Origin of the sequence: Streptomyces tirandamycinicus, from assembly GCF_003097515.1 — a bacterium.
Classification (GTDB): domain Bacteria; phylum Actinomycetota; class Actinomycetes; order Streptomycetales; family Streptomycetaceae; genus Streptomyces; species Streptomyces tirandamycinicus.
Genome location: NZ_CP029188.1, coordinates 5,533,817 through 5,554,713 on the forward strand (window position 1 = coordinate 5,533,817; position 20,897 = coordinate 5,554,713).

Here is a 20,897-nt window from a genome sequence, read left to right on the forward strand (position 1 = left end):
CGGGAATTCGCGGAACGGAAAATCCGTGATCTCACCCCGGTAACGCCTCGAGAACCCGCGGAAGGTGCGCCGAGACCGCTGTGAGGACACTGGATTACCGGACGATTACCAGCGGATTGCCGGGCGGTGGGCGGGCTTTTCGGCGGCCCGGTTCCGTCTGGCACTATGAGCCCATGAACGAGCCTTGGGACTCCCTTGTTTCCGCCGCCGCCGAGGACAGCGCGGCACTTCTCGAGAAATGCGCCGGGGACTGGTCCCGGCCCGCCGGTGAACTGACCTGGAGCTGTACGCAGACCGTCGACCACCTCTCCCAGGCGGTGTACGGCTACGCGGCGCTGCTGATCGCCCGCCCGACCGACCGCTATGTGGCGCTGCGGGTCGCGATGGACGCGTCGGCGCCCGCCGACGAGATCGCGGAGAGCGTCAGGATCGGCGGCACCCTGCTCGCCCAGACCGTGCGCACCACGGACCCCGGCGCCTGGGCCTGGCACCCCTGGGGTCCCGGTGACGCGAGCGCGTTCGCCGCCGCCGGAGCCCTGGAACTCCTGGTGCACAGCCGCGACATCGCCCAGGGCTTCGGCATCGAGGCGGCCCTGGACGGCGAGCTGTGCGCGCCGGTCGTCGACCGCCTGTTCCCCGAGGCGCCGAGCGGTCAGCGGCCGGCCGACACCCTGCTGTGGTGCGCCGGCCGGATCGCGCTGCCCGGCCTGCCCCGGCGCACGGACTGGCGCTGGGACGGCACCGCGCGCTGACCGGCCGGAGCACGCGCTGCCGGCCGCCGAGCGCTGATCGGCCGCCGCGCGCCGAACCGGCTGCCGCCGGACACACGGACGCCCCCGGGTCGGGACCCGGGGGCGTCCGGTGTCGTATCACCGGCGCGGGTGCTCGGTTACTCGGCGGCCACCAGGCCCGTCGAGGCCACCGGACGGTCGATGGCCATCAGCCAGCGGCCGTCCTCGATGCGGCGCAGCACGTCGGTGCAGACGCCCTCGAGGTGGACCGGCTCGCCGTCCTTGCCCACGGTGTCGATGCTGTACCGGACGCCGACCAGGGCCACGTCGCCGGCCACGTACGAGTGGGTCAGCTCCGCTTTCAGCGAGGGCTTGGCGGCCAGGAACTCCTTGAACCAGGCCAGCCGCGCCCCTCCGGTGAGGGGCTCGCCGGAGAAGTTGGAGATGGAGTCCTTGCGGTAGAGGCTGTCGAAGATCGCCCCGTCGCCGGTGTTGAACGCCTGGAGGAAGACCTCGTTCTGGGTGTCGGGGTCGTCGGTGAGGTCAGGGTTGTTCGGGTCGAAGTCGGTGCTGAAGTTGTAGGCCATCGTGAACCGGCCCGCCTCTCTGTGAAGGTGACTGGGACGTGAAGGGACGTGGGGACTCGGCCGCCGGGGGCCGGGAAGACTTCCGCCCCCCGGCGGCCGAGGTCGCTCGGTTACTCCAGGCCGAGGGTCTGTCGGGCCGCGCGCAGCCCCGACTCGACCGCCCCGTCCAGGAAGCCCGACCAGCCGTTCGCCACGTCACCGCTCGCGAAGGCGACCCGGCCGCTGGTGTTGTGGATGGACGGGTACAGCGAGGTGAGCTGCCCCGGCTTGCGGAAGGCCCATCCGCCGCGCGCGTAAGGGTCCCGGCCCCAGTCGTGCGCCCGCACCTCGATGATGTCCAGCTCCGCGCCGAGCTGGCGGACGGCACTGGCGACCTGGGCCTTGTCGGCCGGATCGAGCGTCGGATCGGTGCTGAACGCGACGTACAGCAGACCCTGGCTCGTCTCCTTGAAGGGCATCAGCATGGGGATCGGCGAACCGCCCTCCGCGCCCTGCGCGGAGAACTTGCCCGCCCCGGCCTTGGCGTGGATGAACATCTTGTACGCGTTCGGCACCGCGATGCCCTGGGCGCCGGCCGTGGTGTGCGCAGCCGGCAGCGACGGCGAGAACCTGATGGTGGGCCAGACGTTGACCGGCACGGCCACGACCGCGCGGGTCGCGCTGTAGCGCACCCCCGACTTCAGCGTCACGTACACCAGCGAACCGGTGTCGGTGACCGACGCGACCGGGGAGTTCAGCCGCAGCACCGGCTTGGCATCCGCCAGCATGGCGTCGAGCAGCCCGGACGTGCCGTTGGTCATGCGCCAGCGCTGGGTGTCGGCCCAGCCCTGGTTGCTCCAGCCCGCCAGCGACCACCAGTGCGACAGCATGGTGAGCGCGCCCTGCGTGCTGGAGCCGCCCGAGTAGATCGCCGTCTGCCCGTTGACCAGCAGCTCCTCCTCGGCGGTGAGGCCGAGCTGGTTGAGCCGGTCGCGCAGCGACAGCCGGTCCAGGCTCTGCAGCAGGTCCGACCGGTACAGCGGCTCGAAGGGGCGCTCGAAGTACTGGCGGGACCCGTCGAAGAGCCTCTCCAGCACCGCGCCCGTGCGGTTGAAGGCGTCCTCCGGGGTGAACTCCTTCGGACCGGAGGGCGTCGGCAGGAGGACCCGGTCCACCGGGTGCTCCTCGGTCAGGGCGATGTCGTACCGCGTCAGTTCGGCGGCGATGTGCGGCTGGGTGGTCTCCACCCAGGTGCCGCCCATCTCCACCTGGTGGCCCCCGAAGGTGTCGACGTAGGTGCGGCCGCCGACGCGGCCCCGCGCCTCCAGGAGCAGTACCCGCTTGCCGCGGGCCCGCAGTTCGCGGGTGGCCGTGATCCCCGCGAATCCCGCTCCGATCACGATGACGTCGTACGGGCCCCCCTCGGCCGCCCCGGCCGGGCCGGCCGCGAGCACGGGGGCCGCCGCCAGAGCGGCCGTGCCGCCGATCGCCTTGAGCAGAGTCCGGCGCGAAGGACGCCGCGATGTCGTAGCCTCTGCGCTGGTGTCGTTTAGGTGTCTCATGTCTTCCACAGGGATGTTTGGTGCACGTCTGACGACGGCCCGACGGATGGGATGCGGGAAGCGGGAGGACGGCGAGAGGCGGGGAGGGCCGTCCGGGCCGGACTACTTCTGGCCGTACGGGTCGTCGACGGCGTAGCGCCAGATGCCGTCCTCGCCGAGCCGCAGCACGTCCACACCGGTGCCCGTCAGGTGCTCCGGCTTGCCCTCGTCGTCGACCGAGTCGATCTCCCAGTCGACGATCAGCAGCGCCGTGTCCCCGGTGACGAAGATCTGCCGGGTCTTGGTGCTGATCTTCGGGCCGCGGGCCAGGAACGCCCGCTGGTATTCCCGGCGCGCGTCACCGGTCAGCGGCTTGCCCGGCTCCCAGACCGCGACGGCCTCGTCCGTGTAAAAGAAGTCCATGGCTTCGAAGTCACCGCGGTTGAACGCGTCGACATATTGCGCGGTGTGCTTTTCCACGGTCTCGTGCAGCTGTGACATAGGAACTGTCGACCTGCCTTCTGGATGTCGGCGTTCGGGTCATTTCCGGTACGGATGGTATTCGAGGTCGTTCTGCGGATCGCCCATCGGTCGGTAATTCCGCGCTCTCGCATCCCGGAATTACCCGTTCGAGATTGCCTGCTGAGGGGTGGGAGAGAATGCGCTGGCTATGATCGGCCCACAGGTTTCGGCATCTGATCGGAAGTCTTGGTAATTCGGCCGGAAAGGCAGTCGGGCGCGATGACGAATCAGCAGAACGTGGAAACAACCGTGACGGGTCGGAGCGAGGGCGAGGCGATCGCGGTCGTCGGTCTGTCCTGCCGCCTGCCGGGCGCGGACGGGCCCGAGGCGTTCTGGGAGCTGCTGCGCACCGGCTCGGACGCCATCACCCCGGTCCCGGAGGACCGCTGGCGCTCCGCGATCGGCGAGGAGACGCCCGAGGACACCGTCCCCGGCATGCGCCGCGGCGGCTTCCTCGACCGGGTCGACAACTTCGACGCCGCGTTCTTCGGGGTCGCCCCCCGTGAGGCCGTCACCATGGACCCGCAGCAGCGGCTGGTGCTGGAACTCGCCTGGGAGGCCCTGGAGCACGCCGGCATCGTGCCCGCCGCCCTGCGCGGCAGCCGCACCGCCGTGTTCGTCGGCACCCTGCGCGACGACTACGCCGCCCTGCTCTACCAGCACGGCGCCGCCGCGGTCACCCAGCACACCATGGCCGGCGTCAACCGGGGCGTCATCGCCAACCGGGTCTCCTACCACCTCGGCCTGAACGGCCCCAGCCTCACCGTCGACTCCGCCCAGTCGTCGTCCCTGCTGGCCGTGCACCTGGCCTGCGAGTCGCTGCGCAGCGGCGAATCCGACGCGGCGATCGTCGCCGGTGTCAACCTCAACCTCCTCGCCGAGGGTGCCGTCACCCAGGAGCGCTTCGGCGGCCTGTCGCCCGACGGCACCACCTACACCTTCGACGCCCGCGCCAACGGGTTCGTCCGCGGCGAGGGCGGCGCCGCCGTCGTGCTCAAGCCGCTGTCCCGCGCGCTCGCCGACGGCGACCCCGTCCTCGGCGTCATCCGGGGCAGCGCGGTGAACAACGACGGCGCCACCCCCGGCCTCACCGTCCCCGGACAGGCCTCGCAGGAGCGGGTGCTGCGCGAGGCGTACGCGCGGGCCGGGGTCGACCCCGCCGCCGTGCAGTACGTCGAACTCCACGGCACCGGCACCCCGGTCGGCGACCCGATCGAGGCCGCCGCGCTCGGTGCGGTACTCGGCGCCGCCCGCCCCGGCGACCGGCCGCTGCGTGTCGGCTCGGTGAAGACCAACGTCGGTCACCTGGAGGGCGCTGCGGGCATCACCGGCCTGGTGAAGACCCTGCTCGCGCTCTCCCGACGCACCCTGCCGCCGAGCCTGAACTTCGCGACCGAGAACCCCGCCATCCCCCTCGCCGACCTGGGCCTGCGCGTGCAGCGCGAGCTGACCGGCTGGCCCGCGCCAGACCAGCCGCTGATCGCCGGCGTCTCCTCCTTCGGCATGGGCGGCACCAACGCCCACGTGGTGCTGGAGGGGGCACCGGGCACGACCGGGACGACGCCGGGCGCGCAGGCGCCGGGCACTGCTGAGGTGCCGGACACGGCGGGGGTGTCCAGCGCTGCCGAGGTGCCGGGCGGCGCGGTGGAAGACGGCGCTCTGCTGCCCTGGATCGTCACCGCCCGCGGCGAGGACGCCCTGCGGGCGCAGGCCGGCCGGTTGCGGGAGGCCGTCGCGGACGGCACCGCGCGCCCCGCGGATGTCGGCTTCTCCCTCGCCGCCACCCGCACCGTCTTCACCCACCGCGCCGTCGTTCTCGCCGACGACCGCGACGGCATGCTGGCCGGCCTGGACGCGCTGGCCGTCGGCACGCCCGCCCGGGACGTCGTCACCGGCGTCGCCCGTCCCGGCCGCACCGCCCTGCTGTTCACCGGGCAGGGCGCGCAGCGCATCGCCATGGGCCGCGAACTGCGCGCCGCCTTCCCCGCGTTCGCCGCCGCCTTCGACGAGGTGTGCGCGCACTTCGCGCCGCTGCTGGACCGCCCGCTCGCCGAGGTCGTCGACTCCGGCGAGGGACTGGACGACACCGGCTACACCCAGCCCGCGCTGTTCGCCGTCGAGGTGGCCCTGCACCGGCTGGTGGCCGGCTGGGGCGTGCGCGCCGACCTGGTCGCCGGGCACTCCATCGGCGAGATCGCCGCCGCGCACGTCGCCGGGGTGCTTTCCCTGAAGGACGCGGCGCAGCTGGTCGCCGCGCGCGGCCGGCTGATGCAGGCGCTGCCCGAAGGCGGCGCCATGGTCGCCGTCCAGGCCGCCGAGGACGAGGTGCTGCCGCTGCTCGCCGGCCTCGAGGACGAGGTCGCGATCGCCGCCGTCAACGGCCCCCGCTCGGTGGTGATCTCCGGCGTCGCCGAGCAGGTCACCCGGATCGCGGACCGGCTCGCCGCCGAGGGTCGCCGGACTCGCCGGCTGACCGTCTCGCACGCCTTCCACTCGCCGCTGATGGTGCCCATGCTCGACGAGTTCCGCCGCTTCGCCGAGCGGCTGACCTTCCACGAGCCGCGCGTGTCCGCCGTGTCCACCGTCACCGGACAGGCGGTCCTGCCCGGCGAGTGGACCTCGCCCGACTACTGGGTGGAGCAGGTCCGACGCCCCGTGCGCTTCCTGGACGCCGTCCGTACCCTGGAGGCCGCGGGCGCCACCACCCTGCTGGAGATCGGCCCCGACGCGGTCTGCGCCACGATGGCCGCCGACTGCCTGGAGGACACCGCCGCCGCCGCACCGATCGCCGCGCTGCGCGCCGGCCGCCCCGAGCCGCGCACCCTGCTCACCGCGCTCGCCGGCGCGTTCGCCCGCGGCACCGACGTGGACTGGACCGCCGTCCACGCCCCGGCCGCCGGCCGCCGCGTCCCGCTGCCCACCTACGCCTTCCAGCGGGAGCGCTACTGGATCGGCGGCCCGGCCCGTGCCGCCGCCGCGCTGCCCGCCCCCACCGAACAGCCCGCCCCCGCCGCCCGGCCCGCACGCCGCCCGGCCGCCGGCACCGACACCACCGCCGTCGTACTCGACCGCATCGCGGCCGTCCTGGAGTACGGCCCGGAGCGCCGCGTCGAGCTGCACGCCACCTTCAAGGACCTCGGCCTGGACTCGCTGATGTCGGTCGAGCTGCGCGACGCGCTGTCCACCGCCACCGGCCTGCGCCTGCCCAGCGGCCTGCTCTTCGACCACCCGACCCCGGCCGCCCTGATCACCTACCTCGACGCCCGGCTCGCCGACACCGGCGCCGCCGACGAGGACGACCTCACCGCCCCGGCCGCCGGAGCCGACGAGCCGATCGCGATCGTCGGCATGGCCTGCCGCTACCCGGGCGGCGTCGGTTCCCCGGAGGACCTGTGGCGGCTGCTCGCCGACGGCGGCGACGCCATCTCAGGCTTCCCCACCGACCGCGGCTGGGACCCCGGCCTCTACGACGGCGACCCGACCGCGGGCGGCCACAGCACCGTCCGTGATGGCGGCTTCCTGCACGACGCCGCCCACTTCGACAACGAGTTCTTCGGCATCTCGCCCCGCGAGGCCCTCGCCATGGACCCGCAGCAGCGGCTGCTGCTGGAGACCGCGTGGGAGGCCGTCGAGCGGGCCGGCCTGGACGCCGCCGCGCTCAAGGGCACCCGCACCGGCGTGTTCGTCGGCGCCACCGCCCTGGAGTACGGGCCGCGCATGCACGAGGCGCCGGACACCGTCGAGGGCCATGTGCTGACCGGCACCACCCCGAGCGTGCTCTCCGGCCGGATCGCCTACCAGCTCGGCCTGGTCGGCCCGGCCGTCACCGTCGACACCGCCTGCTCCTCCTCCCTGGTCGCCCTGCACCTGGCCGTCCGCTCGCTGCGCTCGGGCGAGACCACCCTGGCCATCGTGGGCGGCGCGACCGTGATGTCCTCGCCCGGCATGTTCGTGGAGTTCTCCCGCCAGCGCGGTCTGGCCCCCGACGGCCGGATCAAGTCCTTCGCCGCCGCCGCCGACGGCACCTCCTGGTCGGAGGGTGTGGGCCTGCTCGTCGTGGAGCGGCTGTCGGACGCTCGCCGCAACGGGCACCGGGTCCTCGCGGTGCTGCGCGGCAGCGCGGTGAACCAGGACGGTGCGAGCAACGGACTGACCGCGCCGAACGGTCCCTCGCAGGAGCGGGTGATCCGGCAGGCGCTGGCCGACGCGCGGCTGGCCCCGGCGGATGTGGATGTCGTCGAGGCGCATGGCACCGGTACCCGGCTGGGGGACCCGATCGAGGCGCAGGCGTTGCTGGCCACGTACGGCCAGGAGCGTGAAGAGCCGTTGTACCTGGGCTCGTTGAAGTCGAACATCGGGCACGCGCAGGCCGCCGCCGGTGTCGGCGGGGTGATCAAGATGGTGCAGGCGATGCGGCACGGGCTGATGCCCCGCACCCTGCACGTGGACGAGCCCACGCCGCACGTTGACTGGACGGCCGGCGCCGTCGAGTTGCTGACCGAGGAGCGGGAGTGGCCGCGCGGCGAACGGCCGCGCCGGGCCGCCGTCTCCTCCTTCGGCATCAGCGGCACCAACGCCCACGTCATCATCGAGGAGCCGGATCTCCAGCCCGCCGCGCCCACCGGCCCCGCCGCGGCCGAGGCGCCCACTGCCCCCGCCGTGGCCGAGGCGACCACCGGCCCGTGGCTGCTCTCCGCGCACAGCCCCGAGGCACTGCGCGCCCAGGCCGCGCGACTGCGGGAGTTCACCTCCGAAGGCGACCCGCGCCCGGCCGACATCGGCTGGTCCCTCGCCGCCACCCGGACCGCCCTGCCCGAGCGCGCCGTCCTGACCGGCACCACCCCGGACGCGCTGAACACCGCCCTCGCCGTCCTCGCCGACGGCGGCACCGCGCCGGACGTGCTCACCGGCAGCGCCGCCGGCGCCGGCCGCACCGCGTTCCTCTTCACCGGCCAGGGTGCCCAGCGCCTGGGCATGGGCCGCGAACTGCACGCATCCTCACCGGTGTTCGCCGCCGCCCTCGACGAGGTGTTCGCCGCCGTCGATCCGCACCTCGAGCGCCCGTTGCGCGAGGTGATGTTCGCCGCCGAGGGCAGCCCCGAGGCGGAGCTGCTGCACCGCACCGCCTACACCCAGCCCGCCCTGTTCGCCGTGGAGACCGCGCTGTTCCGGCTCGCCGAGCACCACGGAACGGTGCCCGACCTGCTGGCCGGCCACTCGATCGGCGAGGTCACCGCCGCCCACCTGGCCGGGGTGCTCTCCCTGGAGAACGCGGCCGAGCTGGTCGCCGCGCGCGGCCGGCTGATGCAGTCCGCACGGGCGGGCGGCGCGATGGTCGCGATCGAGGCCGAGGAGGCCGAACTCGCGCCGGAGCTGGCGGAGCTGACCGGCCGGCTCGCCCTCGCCGCCGTCAACGGCCCCACTTCCGTGGTGGTCTCCGGCGACGCGGACGCCGCCGTGGAACTCGCCGCGCGCTGGGAGGGCCGAGGCCGCCGCACCCGCCGGCTCCAGGTGAGCCACGCCTTCCACTCGCCGCACATGGACGACGTCCTCGACGCGTTCCGCGCGGTCGTCGACCGCCTCACCTTCCACCCGCCGCGCATCCCGGTCGTCTCCACGGTCACCGGTGAGATCGCCACCACCGAGCAGCTCACCTCACCGGAGTACTGGGCCGACCAGATCCGCCGCCCCGTGCGCTTCCTGGACGCGCTGCGCACCCTCGCCCGGCACGGTGTCACCGTCCTCGTCGAGGCGGGCCCCGACCCCGTGCTGACGTCCCTGGCCCGCTCCGCGCTCGGCGACACCGCGACCGCCGTCCCGCTGATGCGGACGGGACGGGACGAGCCGGAGGCGTTCACCGGCGGGCTGGCCCTCGCCTGGGCGCACGGCGCGCCCCTGGACGCCACCGCCTTCCACCCCGGCGGCCGGCGCGTCGACCTGCCCACCTACGCCTTCCAGCGCACCCACTACTGGCTCGCCCCGGACGGCCCCGCCGACGCCCGCGGCCTCGGCCTGGACCCCGCCGACCACCCGCTGCTGCACACCGCGGTGGACGTGGCGGGCCAGGACGACCTGCTGCTGACCGGCCGGCTCTCCACCGACACCCACCCCTGGCTCGCCGACCACGCCATCGGCGGCACCGTCCTGGTGCCCGCCACCGCCTTCCTCGAACTCGCCCTCGCCGCGGGCGGACGCCTCGGCGCCGACCGGGTCGACGAGCTGACCCTGGAAGCCCCGCTGGTGCTGCCCGAGCACACCCCGGTGCGGGTCCAGGTCGCCGTCGGCGCCCCCGACTCCACCGGCGCCCGCGCCTTCGGCGTGTACGCCCGCCCCGACACCGGGTCCGGCGACGCGGAGGCCTGGACCCGGCACGCCTCCGGCACCCTCGGCGGCAGCCCGGCCGACGCCGCCACGGCCGCCGTACCGGCCGAGTGGCCGCCCGCCCACGCCACCGCCGAACCGCTGGACGACGCCTACGACCGGCTGGCCGGACTCGGCTACGGGTACGGCCCGGTCTTCCAGGGGCTGACCGCGCTGTGGCGCTCCGGCGACGAGCTGTACGCCGAGGTCGCGCTCCCCGCCGACCAGCACGCCGGGGCCGACCGGTACGGCCTGCACCCCGCGCTGTTCGACGCCCTGCTGCACCCGCTGGTCCTGCACGCGGCGGGCGACGCGACGGGCGCCGACTCCATCCGGCTGCCCTTCGCCTGGTCCGGCCTCACCCTGCACGCGGGCGGCGCCACCGCGCTGCGCGTGCGCATCGCCCCCACCGGCGCCGACGGCTACACCCTCACCGCCACCGACCCGGCCGGCGCGCCCGTGGTCTCCCTGGAGCGGCTGACCCTGCGGCCCATCGCCCGCGACCAGCTCGCCGCCGTCACCCGCCGGACCGACACCCTCTACGACATCGAGTGGCAGCCGGTCGCCGTACCCGACGCCCCCGACCTGACCTTCGCTCAGGCGGCGGACGGCGAACTGCCCGAGGCCGACGCCCTGGTCGTGCGCCCGGAACTGCTCGTCGCGGAAGCGGCCGAGGACCGGGCCGCCGCCGCGCGCCGCACGGCGAGCGCCTTCCTCGGCCTCGTCCAGCGCTTCCTCGCCGACCCCCGGCAGGAGAACACCCGGCTCGTCGTCGTCACCCGCGGAGCGGTCGCCACGGCACCCGGCGAGGACGCCGATTCCCTGGCCACCGCCCCCGTGTGGGGCCTGGCCCGCACCGTCCAGTCCGAGCACCCGGACCGGATCGTACTGGTCGACAGCGACAGCGACAGTGACGGCGACACCGCGCTGCTGCGTGCCGCGCTCACCGCCGGAGAACCCCAACTCGCGATCCGACAAGGCAGGTTCCTCGCTCCGCGGCTCGTCCGGGCCGCGACCGGCGGGCAGCTGCCCGGCGCACTCGCCGACGGCGCGGTGCTCATCACCGGCGGCACCGGCGGACTCGGCGCCCTCTTCGCCCGGCACCTGGTGACCGAGCACGGGGTGCGCGAGCTGGTGCTGGTCAGCCGGCGCGGCCCGCAGGCGCCGGGCGCCGCCGAACTCCGCGACGAGCTGCGCGAACTGGGCGCCGAGGTGGCGGTCGAGGCGTGCGACGTCGCCGACCGCGCACAGCTCGCCGAGCTGATCGGCCGCATCGGCGAGCGGCTCACCGGTGTCGTCCACACCGCCGGCGTCCTCGACGACGCCACCGTCGAAGGCCTGACGGACGAGCAGCTGGAGCGGGTCCTGCGGCCCAAGGCGGACGCCGCCTGGCACCTGCACGACCTCACCCGCGACCTCGACCTCGCCGCGTTCGTGCTGTTCTCCTCTGTCTCCGGTCTGCTCGGCACCGCCGGACAGGCCAACTACGCCGCTGCCAACGCCTTCCTGGACACCCTCGCCGCCCACCGCCGCGCCCACGGCCTGGCCGCGCTGTCACTGGCCTGGGGCCTGTGGGACGCCACGTACGGCATGGGCGGCACCCTCGGCGAGGCCGACCTCGCCCGCTGGAGCCGGGCCGGCATCCGCCCTCTCACCCCCGAGCAGGGTCTCGCCCTGTTCGACGCCGCGCTCGCGGGCGAGCAGGCCGTGCGCGTGCCCGCCGCCTTCGACCTGGCGGCGCTGCGCGCGGCGGACGCCCACCCCGCGCCCCTGCTGCGCGCCCTGGTCCGCACCCGGCCCCGGCGCACCGCCGCCGCGGCCACCGCGGGCGGCGGCTCCGACTGGGCGACGCGCACGGCCGCGCTGCCCGCGGACGAGCGCCGCGAGACGGTCCTCGACCTGGTGCGCGACACGGTCGCCGGTGTCCTCCAACACCCGAACCCGCAGCGCCTGGAACCACAGCGGGCCTTCAAGGAGATCGGCTTCGACTCGCTCGCCGGTGTCGAACTGCGCAACCGGCTGAACACGGCCACCGGGCTGCGGCTGCCCGCCACCGTCGTCTTCGACCACCCCTCCCCGCAGGCCGTCGCCGAGTACCTGCTGTCCCGGCTGGCCGACGTCACCGCCGCCGCGGTCCCCGCCCGCCCGGTCCGGCGGGCCGCGGCCGACGAGCCGATCGCGATCGTCGGCATGGCCTGCCGCTACCCCGGCGGGATCGGCTCGCCGGAGGACCTGTGGCGGCTGGTCGCCGAGGGCGTGGACGCCGTCAGCACCTTCCCGGAGAACCGCGGCTGGGACCTGGAGGCCCTGTACGACCCGGACCCGGAGCGCACCGGCACCTCGTACGTTCGCCACGGCGGCTTCCTGCACGAGGCCGACCTGTTCGACCGCGAGTTCTTCGGGATTTCGCCGCGTGAGGCCACCGCGATGGACCCGCAGCACCGGCTGCTGCTGGAGACCGCGTGGGAGACCTTCGAGAGCGCCGGCCTCGACCCCACCGGCCTGCGCGGCTCGCGCACCGGCGTCTTCACCGGCGCCATGTACGACGACTACGTCTCACGGCTCGCGGCGAGCCCCGAGGAGTACGAGGGCTTCCTGCTCGCGGGCAACCTGTCCAGCGTGGTGTCCGGCCGGCTGTCGTACACCTACGGCTTCGAGGGCCCGGCCGTCACCGTCGACACCGCCTGCTCCTCCTCCCTGGTCGCCCTGCACCTGGCGGCGAACGCCCTGCGCAACGGCGAGTGCGACCTCGCGCTGGCCGGCGGTGTCACCGTCATGGCCGGACCGCACGTGTTCATCGAGTTCTCCCGCCAGCGGGGCCTGGCCCCCGACGGGCGCTCCAAGTCCTTCGCCGCCGGGGCGGACGGCACCGGCTGGTCGGAGGGCGTGGGCCTGCTCCTCGTCGAGCGGCTGTCCGACGCCCGGCGCAACGGCCACCGGGTCCTCGCGGTGCTGCGCGGCAGCGCCGTCAACCAGGACGGCGCCAGCAACGGCCTCACCGCCCCCAACGGCCCCTCCCAGGAGCGCGTCATCCAGCAGGCCCTGCAGAGCGCGGGCCTCGCCCCGGCGGATGTGGACGTCGTCGAGGCGCACGGCACCGGTACCCGGCTGGGCGACCCGATCGAGGCGCAGGCGCTGCTGGCCACCTACGGCCAGGAGCGTGAAGAGCCGTTGTACCTGGGCTCGTTGAAGTCCAACATCGGGCACGCGCAGGCCGCCGCCGGTGTCGGCGGGGTGATCAAGATGGTGCAGGCGATGCGGCACGGGCTGATGCCGCGCACCCTGCACGTGGACGAGCCCACGCCGATGGTCGACTGGACGGCCGGCGCCGTCGAACTGCTGACCGAGGAGCGGGAGTGGCCGCGCGGCGAACGGCCGCGCCGGGCCGCCGTCTCGTCGTTCGGTATCAGCGGCACCAACGCCCACGTCATCATCCAGGAGCCGGACACCCCCGCCCCGGCGGGCGAGCCCCAGGCCCCCGAGACCGCGCCCTACCTGATCTCCGCGCACCTCCCGGACGCCCTGCGCGACCAGGCGGCCCGGCTGCACCAGCACGTCACCGCGCACCCCGAGGTGCCGCTCGCCGACCTCGGCCACTCCCTGGCCACCACCCGCACCCTGCACGACCACCGGGCCGTCGTCATCGCCGCCGATCGCGCCGAACTGCTCGACCAGCTCGCCGTGCTGGCCCGCGGCGAGAGCGGCCCGAACGCGCTGCCCGTCCCGTCCGGACGGCCGGGCAGGACCGCCGTGCTGCTCACCGGGCAGGGCTCCCAGCGCCTCGGCATGGGCCGCGAACTGTACGCGTCCTCGCCGGTGTTCGCCGCCGCGTTCGACGAGATCTGCGGCCACCTCGACCGCACCCTGGTCCGGCCGCTGAAGACCGTGCTGTTCGCCCCGGAGGACTCCGCCGACTCCGCGCTGCTCGACCAGACCGCGTTCACCCAGGCCGCGCTGTTCGCCGTGGAGACCGCGCTCTACCGGCTCGCCGAGCACCACGGCATCACCCCCGACTACCTGCTCGGCCACTCCATCGGCGAGGTCACCGCCGCCCACCTGGCCGGGGTGCTGGACCTCGCGGACGCAGCGGTCCTCGTCGCCGAACGCGGCCGGCTGATGCAGGCCGCCCGCGAGGGCGGTGCCATGGCCGCCGTCGAGGTCACCGAGGCGGAGGTGCGCGACCTCCTCACGCCGTACGCCGGCCGGGTGTCCGTCGCCGCCGTCAACGGGCCCCGCTCCACGGTGATCTCCGGGGACGCCGACGCCGTCGACGCCCTCGCCGAGGAGCTGCGCGCCCGCGGCGGCCGCACCAAGCGCCTCCTGGTCAGCCACGCCTTCCACTCGCCGCACATGGAGGAGGTGCTGGACGAGTTCCGCGCCGTCGCGGCCGGCCTCACCTTCCACGCCCCCCGCATCCCGGTCGTCTCCAACGTCACCGGCGAGTTCGCCACCCCCGAACAGCTCGCCTCACCCGACTACTGGGCGCGGCACATCCGGGAGGCCGTCCGCTTCTACGACGGCGTTCGGCTGCTGGAAAAGCACGGCGTCACCGAGTGGCTGGAACTCGGCCCCGACGGTGTGCTGACCGCCCTGGTCCAGCGGTCGCTGACCGCCGAGTCCGGCACCGTCACCGCCGCACTGCGCCGCGGCCGGCCCGAGCACCGCACCTTCACCACGGCGCTCGGCCTGCTCGCCGCGCGCGGCGTCCGGCCGCGCTGGGAGACCTTGTTCCCCGGCGCGCGCCGCACCGCCCTGCCCGGCTACGCCTTCCAGCGGCGGCGGTACTGGCTCGACGCCCCTGCCACCGTCGGCGACGCCGCCGGATTCGGACTGGCCGCCGCCGGCCACCCGCTGCTCGGCGCCGGAGTGTCCCTCGCCGACCGCGACGAACACCTCTACACCGGACGGCTCTCCCGGCACACCCACGCCTGGCTGACCGACCACGCCGTCGCCGGCAACGTCCTGGTGCCCGGCACCGGCCTGCTGGAGATCGCCCTCGCCGCCGGCGAGCGCACCGGCGTCCCGGCCGTCGGCGACCTCACCCTCGCCGCCCCGCTGACGCTGCCCGAGCGCGGCGCCGTGCGGCTCCAGGTGACCGTGGGCGCCGCCGAGGCCGACGGCACCCGCCCGGTGCGGATCCACTCCCGGCCCGAGGACGGCCCGGCGGACGACGACTGGACCCTGCACGCCCACGGCACCCTGCACGCCGAGGACACCCCCGCCCCGGCCGCGACCCTCGCCGCCTGGCCGCCGCCCGGCGCCACCGAGGCCGACCTGACCGGCGCCTACGACCGGCTCGCCGACCAGGGCTACGCCTACGGGCCCGCCTTCCGCAATCTGCGCCGCGTGTGGACCGCCGGCGACGACCTCTACGCCGAGGTCGCCCTCGACGCCGACCAGCGGCAGCACGCCGCCCGGTTCGCCGTCCACCCGGCGCTGCTCGACGCCGCCCTGCACACCCTGCTGCCCGGCGTCACCCGGGAGAGCGGACACCCGCTGCTGCCCTTCTCCTGGTCCGGCGTCACCGTGCACGCCACCGGGGCCTCGGCGCTGCGGGTCCGGCTCGCCGTCAGCGGCACCGAATCCCCGGTCGCCGCGCTGACCGTCGCCGACGAGACGGGCGCCCCGCTCGTCACCGTCGACGATCTCACCCTGCGCCCGCTGTCCGCCGAGGCCCTCTCCGCCGCGGCCGCGCAGCCCGACGGCCTGCTCCGGGTCGAGTGGACCCCGCTGACCGGGGCCGCGCCGCACCCGGTGCCCGCCGGATGGGCGGTGCTCGGCGAACCCGGCCCCGCCGCCCTTGGCCTGACCGGCGCCACCGCCTACCCGGACCTCGACGCCCTGCGCGGCGCCCTGGACGAGGGCGCGACCGCACCCTCCGTCCTGGTCGTCCCGTTCACCGCCGAGACCGCCCGCGACCTCCCCGAGACCGCGGGTGACCTCCCCGAGGCGGCGCGCGCCGCACTGCGGGCCGCGCTGACCGACGTCCAGACCTGGCTCGCCGACGAGCGGCTGGCCGCCACCCGCATCCTCGCGGTGACCCGCCGGGCCGTCGCCGCCGCGCCCGGCGAGGACGTGACCGACCTGGTCCACGCCCCGGTATGGGGTCTGCTGCGGTCGGCGCAGTCCGAGCACCCCGGACGCGTCCTGCTGCTGGACGCCGACGCGGACGCCGACCCGGCCTGGTTCGGCGCGGCGCTGGCCCGGGTGGCCGGCACCGGCGAACCGCAGGGCGCGCTGCGCGGAGCGGACCTCCTGGTGCCCCGGCTGGCCCGGGTCCGCCGCTCCGAGGAACCGCTGCCGCGCTGGGACCGGGGCGCCGTCCTCGTCACCGGCGCCACCGGCACCCTGGGCGCCGTCCTGGCCCGGCACCTGGTGACCGAGCACGGGGTGCGCGAGCTGGTGCTGGTCAGCCGGCGCGGCCCGCAGGCGCCGGGCGCCGCCGAACTCCGCGACGAGCTGCGCGAACTGGGCGCCGAGGTGGCGGTCGAGGCGTGCGACGTCGCCGACCGCGCGCAGGTGGCCGAGCTGATCGAACGCGTCGGCCCGAGGCTGACCGGCGTCATCCACACCGCGGGCGTCCTCGACGACGCCACCCTGGAAGGGCTGACGGGGGAACGGGTGGACACCGTGCTGCGGCCCAAGGCGGACGCCGCCTGGCACCTGCACGACCTCACCCGCCACCTCGACCTCGACGCCTTCGTGCTCTACTCCTCGATCGCGGGCCTCCTCGGCACCGCCGGACAGGCCAACTACGCCGCCGGCAACACCTTCCTGGACGCCCTCGCCGCACACCGCCGCGCCCACGGCCTGCCCGCCCTGTCGCTGGCCTGGGGCCTGTGGGACCAGTCGAGCACCATCACCGGGCACCTCGCCGACACCGACCTGCGCCGCCTCGCCCGCTCCGGGCTGCTGCCGCTGGCCACCGACGACGCCATGGCCCTCCTGGACGCCGCGCCCGCGGCCGGGGAGAGCGTCCTCGGCGTCACCCGGCTGGACCTGCGCGCGCTGCGCGGCCGGGCCGCCGACGAGATCCCGGCCGTGCTGCGCGGCCTCGTCCGCACCCGGGCCACGAAGCCCGCGGCCACCGCCGGGCCCAACCCGGACAACGGTCCCAGGCTCGCCGAACGGCTCGCGCCGCTGTCCGCCGCCGAACGCGGCCGGCTCCTCAGCGATTTGGTGCGGGCCCGCGTGGCCGCCGTACTCGGCCACAGCGACCACTCGGCGATCGGCGCGGACCGCCCCGTGCAGGAACTCGGCTTCGACTCGCTGACCGCCGTGGAACTGCGCAACCAGCTGGCCGCCGAGACGGGGCTGCGGCTGCCCACCACGCTGGTCTTCGACCACCCGACGCCCAAGGCCGTGGCCGACTACCTGGCCACCCGGCTCGTGGTCGAGGAGACCACGCCCGACGAGCCGGTCCTGGCCGAACTGGGCAGGCTGCGGACCGTCATCGAGTCCGTCGCCGCGGACCGCGACGCCCACGACCGGATCACCGCGCGGCTGCTGGAACTGCTCGCCGCCGCCGACACGGCGGCCCAGGCCACCGCCCCCGCCGACAACGGCGACGACGGCGACGACGACCTGGACTCGGCCACGGACGAGGAACTCTTCGCCCTGGTGGACGAGTTCGACTGAGCCGGTCACGTCCAGCCCCTCGGGTGCGGGGCACACGTCGCGCACCCGAGGGGCTCGGAAATCCCAGGCACACCACCCCACGACACCCGGGAGTTGACAGATCATGGCGGGCGAGGACAAGCTCCGCGACTATCTCAAGAAGGCCGTCGCCGATGCCCGTGAGGCGCGCCGACAGCTGCGGGAGATCGAGGAACGGCGCCACGAGCCGATCGCGATCGTCGGCATGGCCTGCCGCTACCCGAACGGGGTCGGCTCGCCGGAGGACCTCTGGCGCCTGGTCGTCGACGGCACGGACGCGGTCACCGCGTTCCCGGAGAACCGCGGCTGGGACCTGGACTCCCTGTACGACCCGGACCCGGAGCGCACCGGCACCTCCTACGGCCGCGAGGGCGGCTTCCTGCACGACGCCGACCGCTTCGACCCCGAGTTCTTCGGCATGTCGCCGCGCGAGGCCGTCGCCATCGACCCCCAGCAGCGCCTGCTGCTGGAGGCCGCCTGGGAGGGCTTCGAGGACGCCGGCCTCGACCCCACCGGCCTGCGCGGCTCGCGCACCGGCGTGTTCACCGGCCTGATGTACAGCGACTACGGCTCCCGGCCGCACCTGCCCCCGGAGGACTTCGAGGGCTACCTGTTCAGCGGCAGCGCGGGCAGCATCGCCGCCGGCCGGCTGTCGTACACCTACGGCTTCGAGGGCCCGGCCGTCTCCGTCGACACCGCCTGCTCCTCCTCCCTGGTCGCCCTGCACCTGGCGGCGAACGCCCTGCGCAACGGCGAGTGCGACCTCGCGCTGGCCGGCGGTGTCACCGTGATGTCCACGCCGGTCGCCTTCGTGGAGTTCTCCCGTCTGCGGGGCCTGGCCCCCGACGGTCGCTGCAAGTCCTTCGGCGCGGGCGCGGACGGCGTCGGCTGGTCGGAGGGTGTGGGCCTGCTCGTCGTGGAGCGGCTGTCGGACGCTCGCCGCAACGGGCACCGGGTGCTCGCGGTGCTGCGCGGCAGCGCGGTGAACCAGGACGGTGCGAGCAACGGACTGACCGCGCCGAACGGTCCCTCGCAGGAGCGGGTGATCCGGCAGGCGCTGGCCGACGCGCGGCTGGCCCCGGCGGATGTGGATGTCGTCGAGGCGCACGGCACCGGCACCCGGTTGGGCGACCCGATCGAGGCGCAGGCGCTGCTGGCCACGTACGGCCAGGAGCGTGAAGAGCCGTTGTACCTGGGCTCGTTGAAGTCCAACATCGGGCACGCGCAGGCCGCCGCCGGTGTCGGCGGGGTGATCAAGATGGTGCAGGCGATGCGGCATGGGCTGATGCCGCGCACCCTGCACGTGGAGGAGCCCACGCCGATGGTCGACTGGGAGGCGGGCGCCGTCGAGTTGCTGACCGAGGAGCGGGAGTGGCCGCGCGGCGAACGGCCGCGCCGGGCCGCCGTCTCCTCCTTCGGCTTCGGCGGTACCAACGCCCACGTCATCATCGAGGAGGCGCCCGCCCAGGCGGTCGCGCACACCGACGGCACCGGGGCCGCCCCGGCGCCCGTACGGCTCCCCGTGCTGCCGTGGCTGCTGTCCGGCCGTACGCCCCAGGCCGTCGCGGCGCAGGCGGAGCGGCTGCTCGACCACGTCGAGCGGCACCCCGACCTGGACCCGCAGGACGTCGCCTACACCCTCGCCACCGCCCGCGCCGCCCTCGACCACCGCGCGGTGGCCGTCGGCGCCGACCGCGACGCGCTCCTCGCCGATCTGCGCGCCCTCGACACCCTCACCGCGTCCTCCGCGTCGGGCACTGGCGCGTTGGGTTTTGTGTTCTCGGGTCAGGGTGCGCAGCGGGTGGGGATGGGGCGTGAGTTGGCTGCGTCGTATCCGGTGTTCGCGTCGGTGTTGGGTGAGGTGTGCGGGGTGCTGGATCCGTTGTTGGGTGGGTCGTTGCGGGAGGTGATGTTCGAGGAGGACGGTTCGGGGCGTTTGGATCGGACGGGGTGGGCGCAGCCGGCGTTGTTCGCGTTCGAGGTGGCGTTGTTCCGTCTGGTGGAGTCGTGGGGTGTGGTTCCGTCGGTGGTGGCGGGTCATTCGGTGGGGGAGTTGGCGGCGGCGCATGCGGTGGGTGTGTTGTCGTTGGCGGATGCCTGCCGGGTGGTGGCTGCTCGGGCGGGGTTGATGGAGGCGCTGCCGGGGGGTGGTGTGATGGTGGCGGTGGAGGCGTCGGAGGCGGAGGTGGCTCCGCTGCTCGTGGGCCGGGAGGCCGAGTTGGGTGTCGCGGCCGTCAACGGGCCTACGGCTGTGGTGATCTCCGGCGACGAGGCGGCGGTGGAGGAGGTGGCGGCCCGGTTCGCCGGGGCCGGTCGCCGGGTGCGGCGGCTGTCGGTGTCGCATGCGTTCCACTCGCCGCGTATGGAGGGGATGCTGGAGGAGTTCCGCACGGTTCTGAAGGGCGTCGAGTTCCAGGCCCCGCGGATCCCGGTCGTCTCCACGCTGACCGGTCGTCTCGCCGCCGGTGAGGATCTGCGTTCCGCCGACTACTGGGTACGGCAGGTGCGCGAGGCCGTGCGGTACGCCGACGCGGTCACCGCGATGGAGCGGCAGGGCGTCCGCACCTACGCGGAGATCGGCCCCGGCGGAGCGCTCGCCGCCCTCGCCGCGCAGTCCGTCCACGACGCCGACGCCACCGTCGTCACCGCCCTCGTCCGGGCCGGCGTGCCCGAGCCGCAGTCCCTGGTCCGGGCCCTCGGCCTGCTGCACGGACGGGGCGCGCGCGTGGACTGGGAGGCGTTCTACGCCGGTTCCGGCGCCCGCCGGGTCCCCCTGCCGACGTACGCCTTCCAGCACCAGCGCTACTGGCTGGACCAGCTCGTGCCGGCCGACGGCGGCACGGCCCGCGTGCCCGCGCAGCGGACCGCCCAGCCGGAGGCGGCGGAGCCCGAGGGCGTACCGCTGCCCGAGCGGCTCGCCGAACTGGCCGTCGCCCAGCGCGAGCAGTACGTGCTGCAGATCGTCACCAACCTCGTCGCGAGCGTCCTCAAGCACGGCGACCCGTCCGGGATCTCCCCCGACCGGCCCTTCCGGGACCTCGGGTTCGACTCCCTCACCGGCGTCGAGCTGCGCAACCGGCTGGCCAGGGAGACCGGCCTGACCCTGCCCGCCACCGTGGTCTTCGACCACCCCAACCCGGGCGCCCTCGCCGCCTTCGTACTCGACGCGGCCGGCCCGGCACCCGACGAGCCCTCCCGCGCCGTCCGGGACGGACTGGACCGGTTGGAGGCGTCGCTCGACGCGCTGCCCGCCGACGGCGACACCCGCGCCGAGGTCGAGGCCCGGCTGCGCGGCCTTCTGGAACGGCTGTCCGGCAGCACGCCCGCCGCCGACCCGGCGTCCGGCGACCCGGCCGTGCAGGAGCTGATCGCGTCCGCGTCCGCCTACGAGATCTTCGACTTCATCGACACCCAGCTCGGCCGGGCGGCGGACTGACGCGGCACGGGGCCGCCCGGCATGGGCGGCCCCGCCCCACCGTCGCACCTGCCCTGTCCCGGCGTTCAAGGAGAGGCTTTCCTTC

At 74.8% G+C, this 20,897-nt stretch carries 5 protein-coding genes and 1 pseudogene; 3 read left to right on the forward strand and 3 right to left on the reverse strand.

Annotated elements, in window-relative coordinates; translation table 11 throughout:
• Positions 1-173 precede the first annotated feature (173 nt).
• Complete coding sequence (locus tag DDW44_RS24280) at positions 174-752, forward strand: maleylpyruvate isomerase N-terminal domain-containing protein (protein WP_108907733.1); 579 nt, start codon at positions 174-176, stop codon at positions 750-752.
• 137 nt (positions 753-889) lie between these two features.
• Here the strand turns inward: DDW44_RS24280 and DDW44_RS24285 are convergent, their stop codons facing one another.
• The 3 genes from DDW44_RS24285 to DDW44_RS24295 all read right to left on the reverse strand — a co-directional run bounded on the left by DDW44_RS24285 (position 890) and on the right by DDW44_RS24295 (position 3,339).
• Positions 890-1,318 carry a YybH family protein gene (locus DDW44_RS24285; RefSeq protein WP_108907734.1) on the reverse strand — a complete coding sequence of 143 codons (429 nt, stop codon included), beginning with the start codon at positions 1,316-1,318 and terminating at the stop codon, positions 890-892.
• Between the two features lie 110 nt (positions 1,319-1,428).
• On the reverse strand, positions 1,429-2,859 hold the full coding sequence (locus DDW44_RS24290; RefSeq protein ID WP_244224101.1) for a flavin monoamine oxidase family protein: 1,431 nt from the start codon (positions 2,857-2,859) through the stop codon (positions 1,429-1,431).
• Between the two features lie 102 nt (positions 2,860-2,961).
• Positions 2,962-3,339: a YybH family protein gene (locus DDW44_RS24295; RefSeq protein WP_017946701.1), complete on the reverse strand. Its 378-nt coding sequence runs from the start codon at positions 3,337-3,339 to the stop codon at positions 2,962-2,964.
• Positions 3,340-3,579: 240 nt separating this feature from the next.
• Here DDW44_RS24295 and DDW44_RS24300 point away from each other — a divergent pair, with 240 nt between their 5' ends.
• A complete protein-coding gene (locus tag DDW44_RS24300) occupies positions 3,580-17,358 on the forward strand; it encodes a type I polyketide synthase (protein WP_108907736.1) in 13,779 nt (4,592 codons plus the stop codon).
• Positions 17,359-17,470: 112 nt separating this feature from the next.
• A pseudogene (locus tag DDW44_RS24305) lies at positions 17,471-20,812 on the forward strand (type I polyketide synthase); the annotation flags it as partial.
• Positions 20,813-20,897 lie beyond the last annotated feature (85 nt).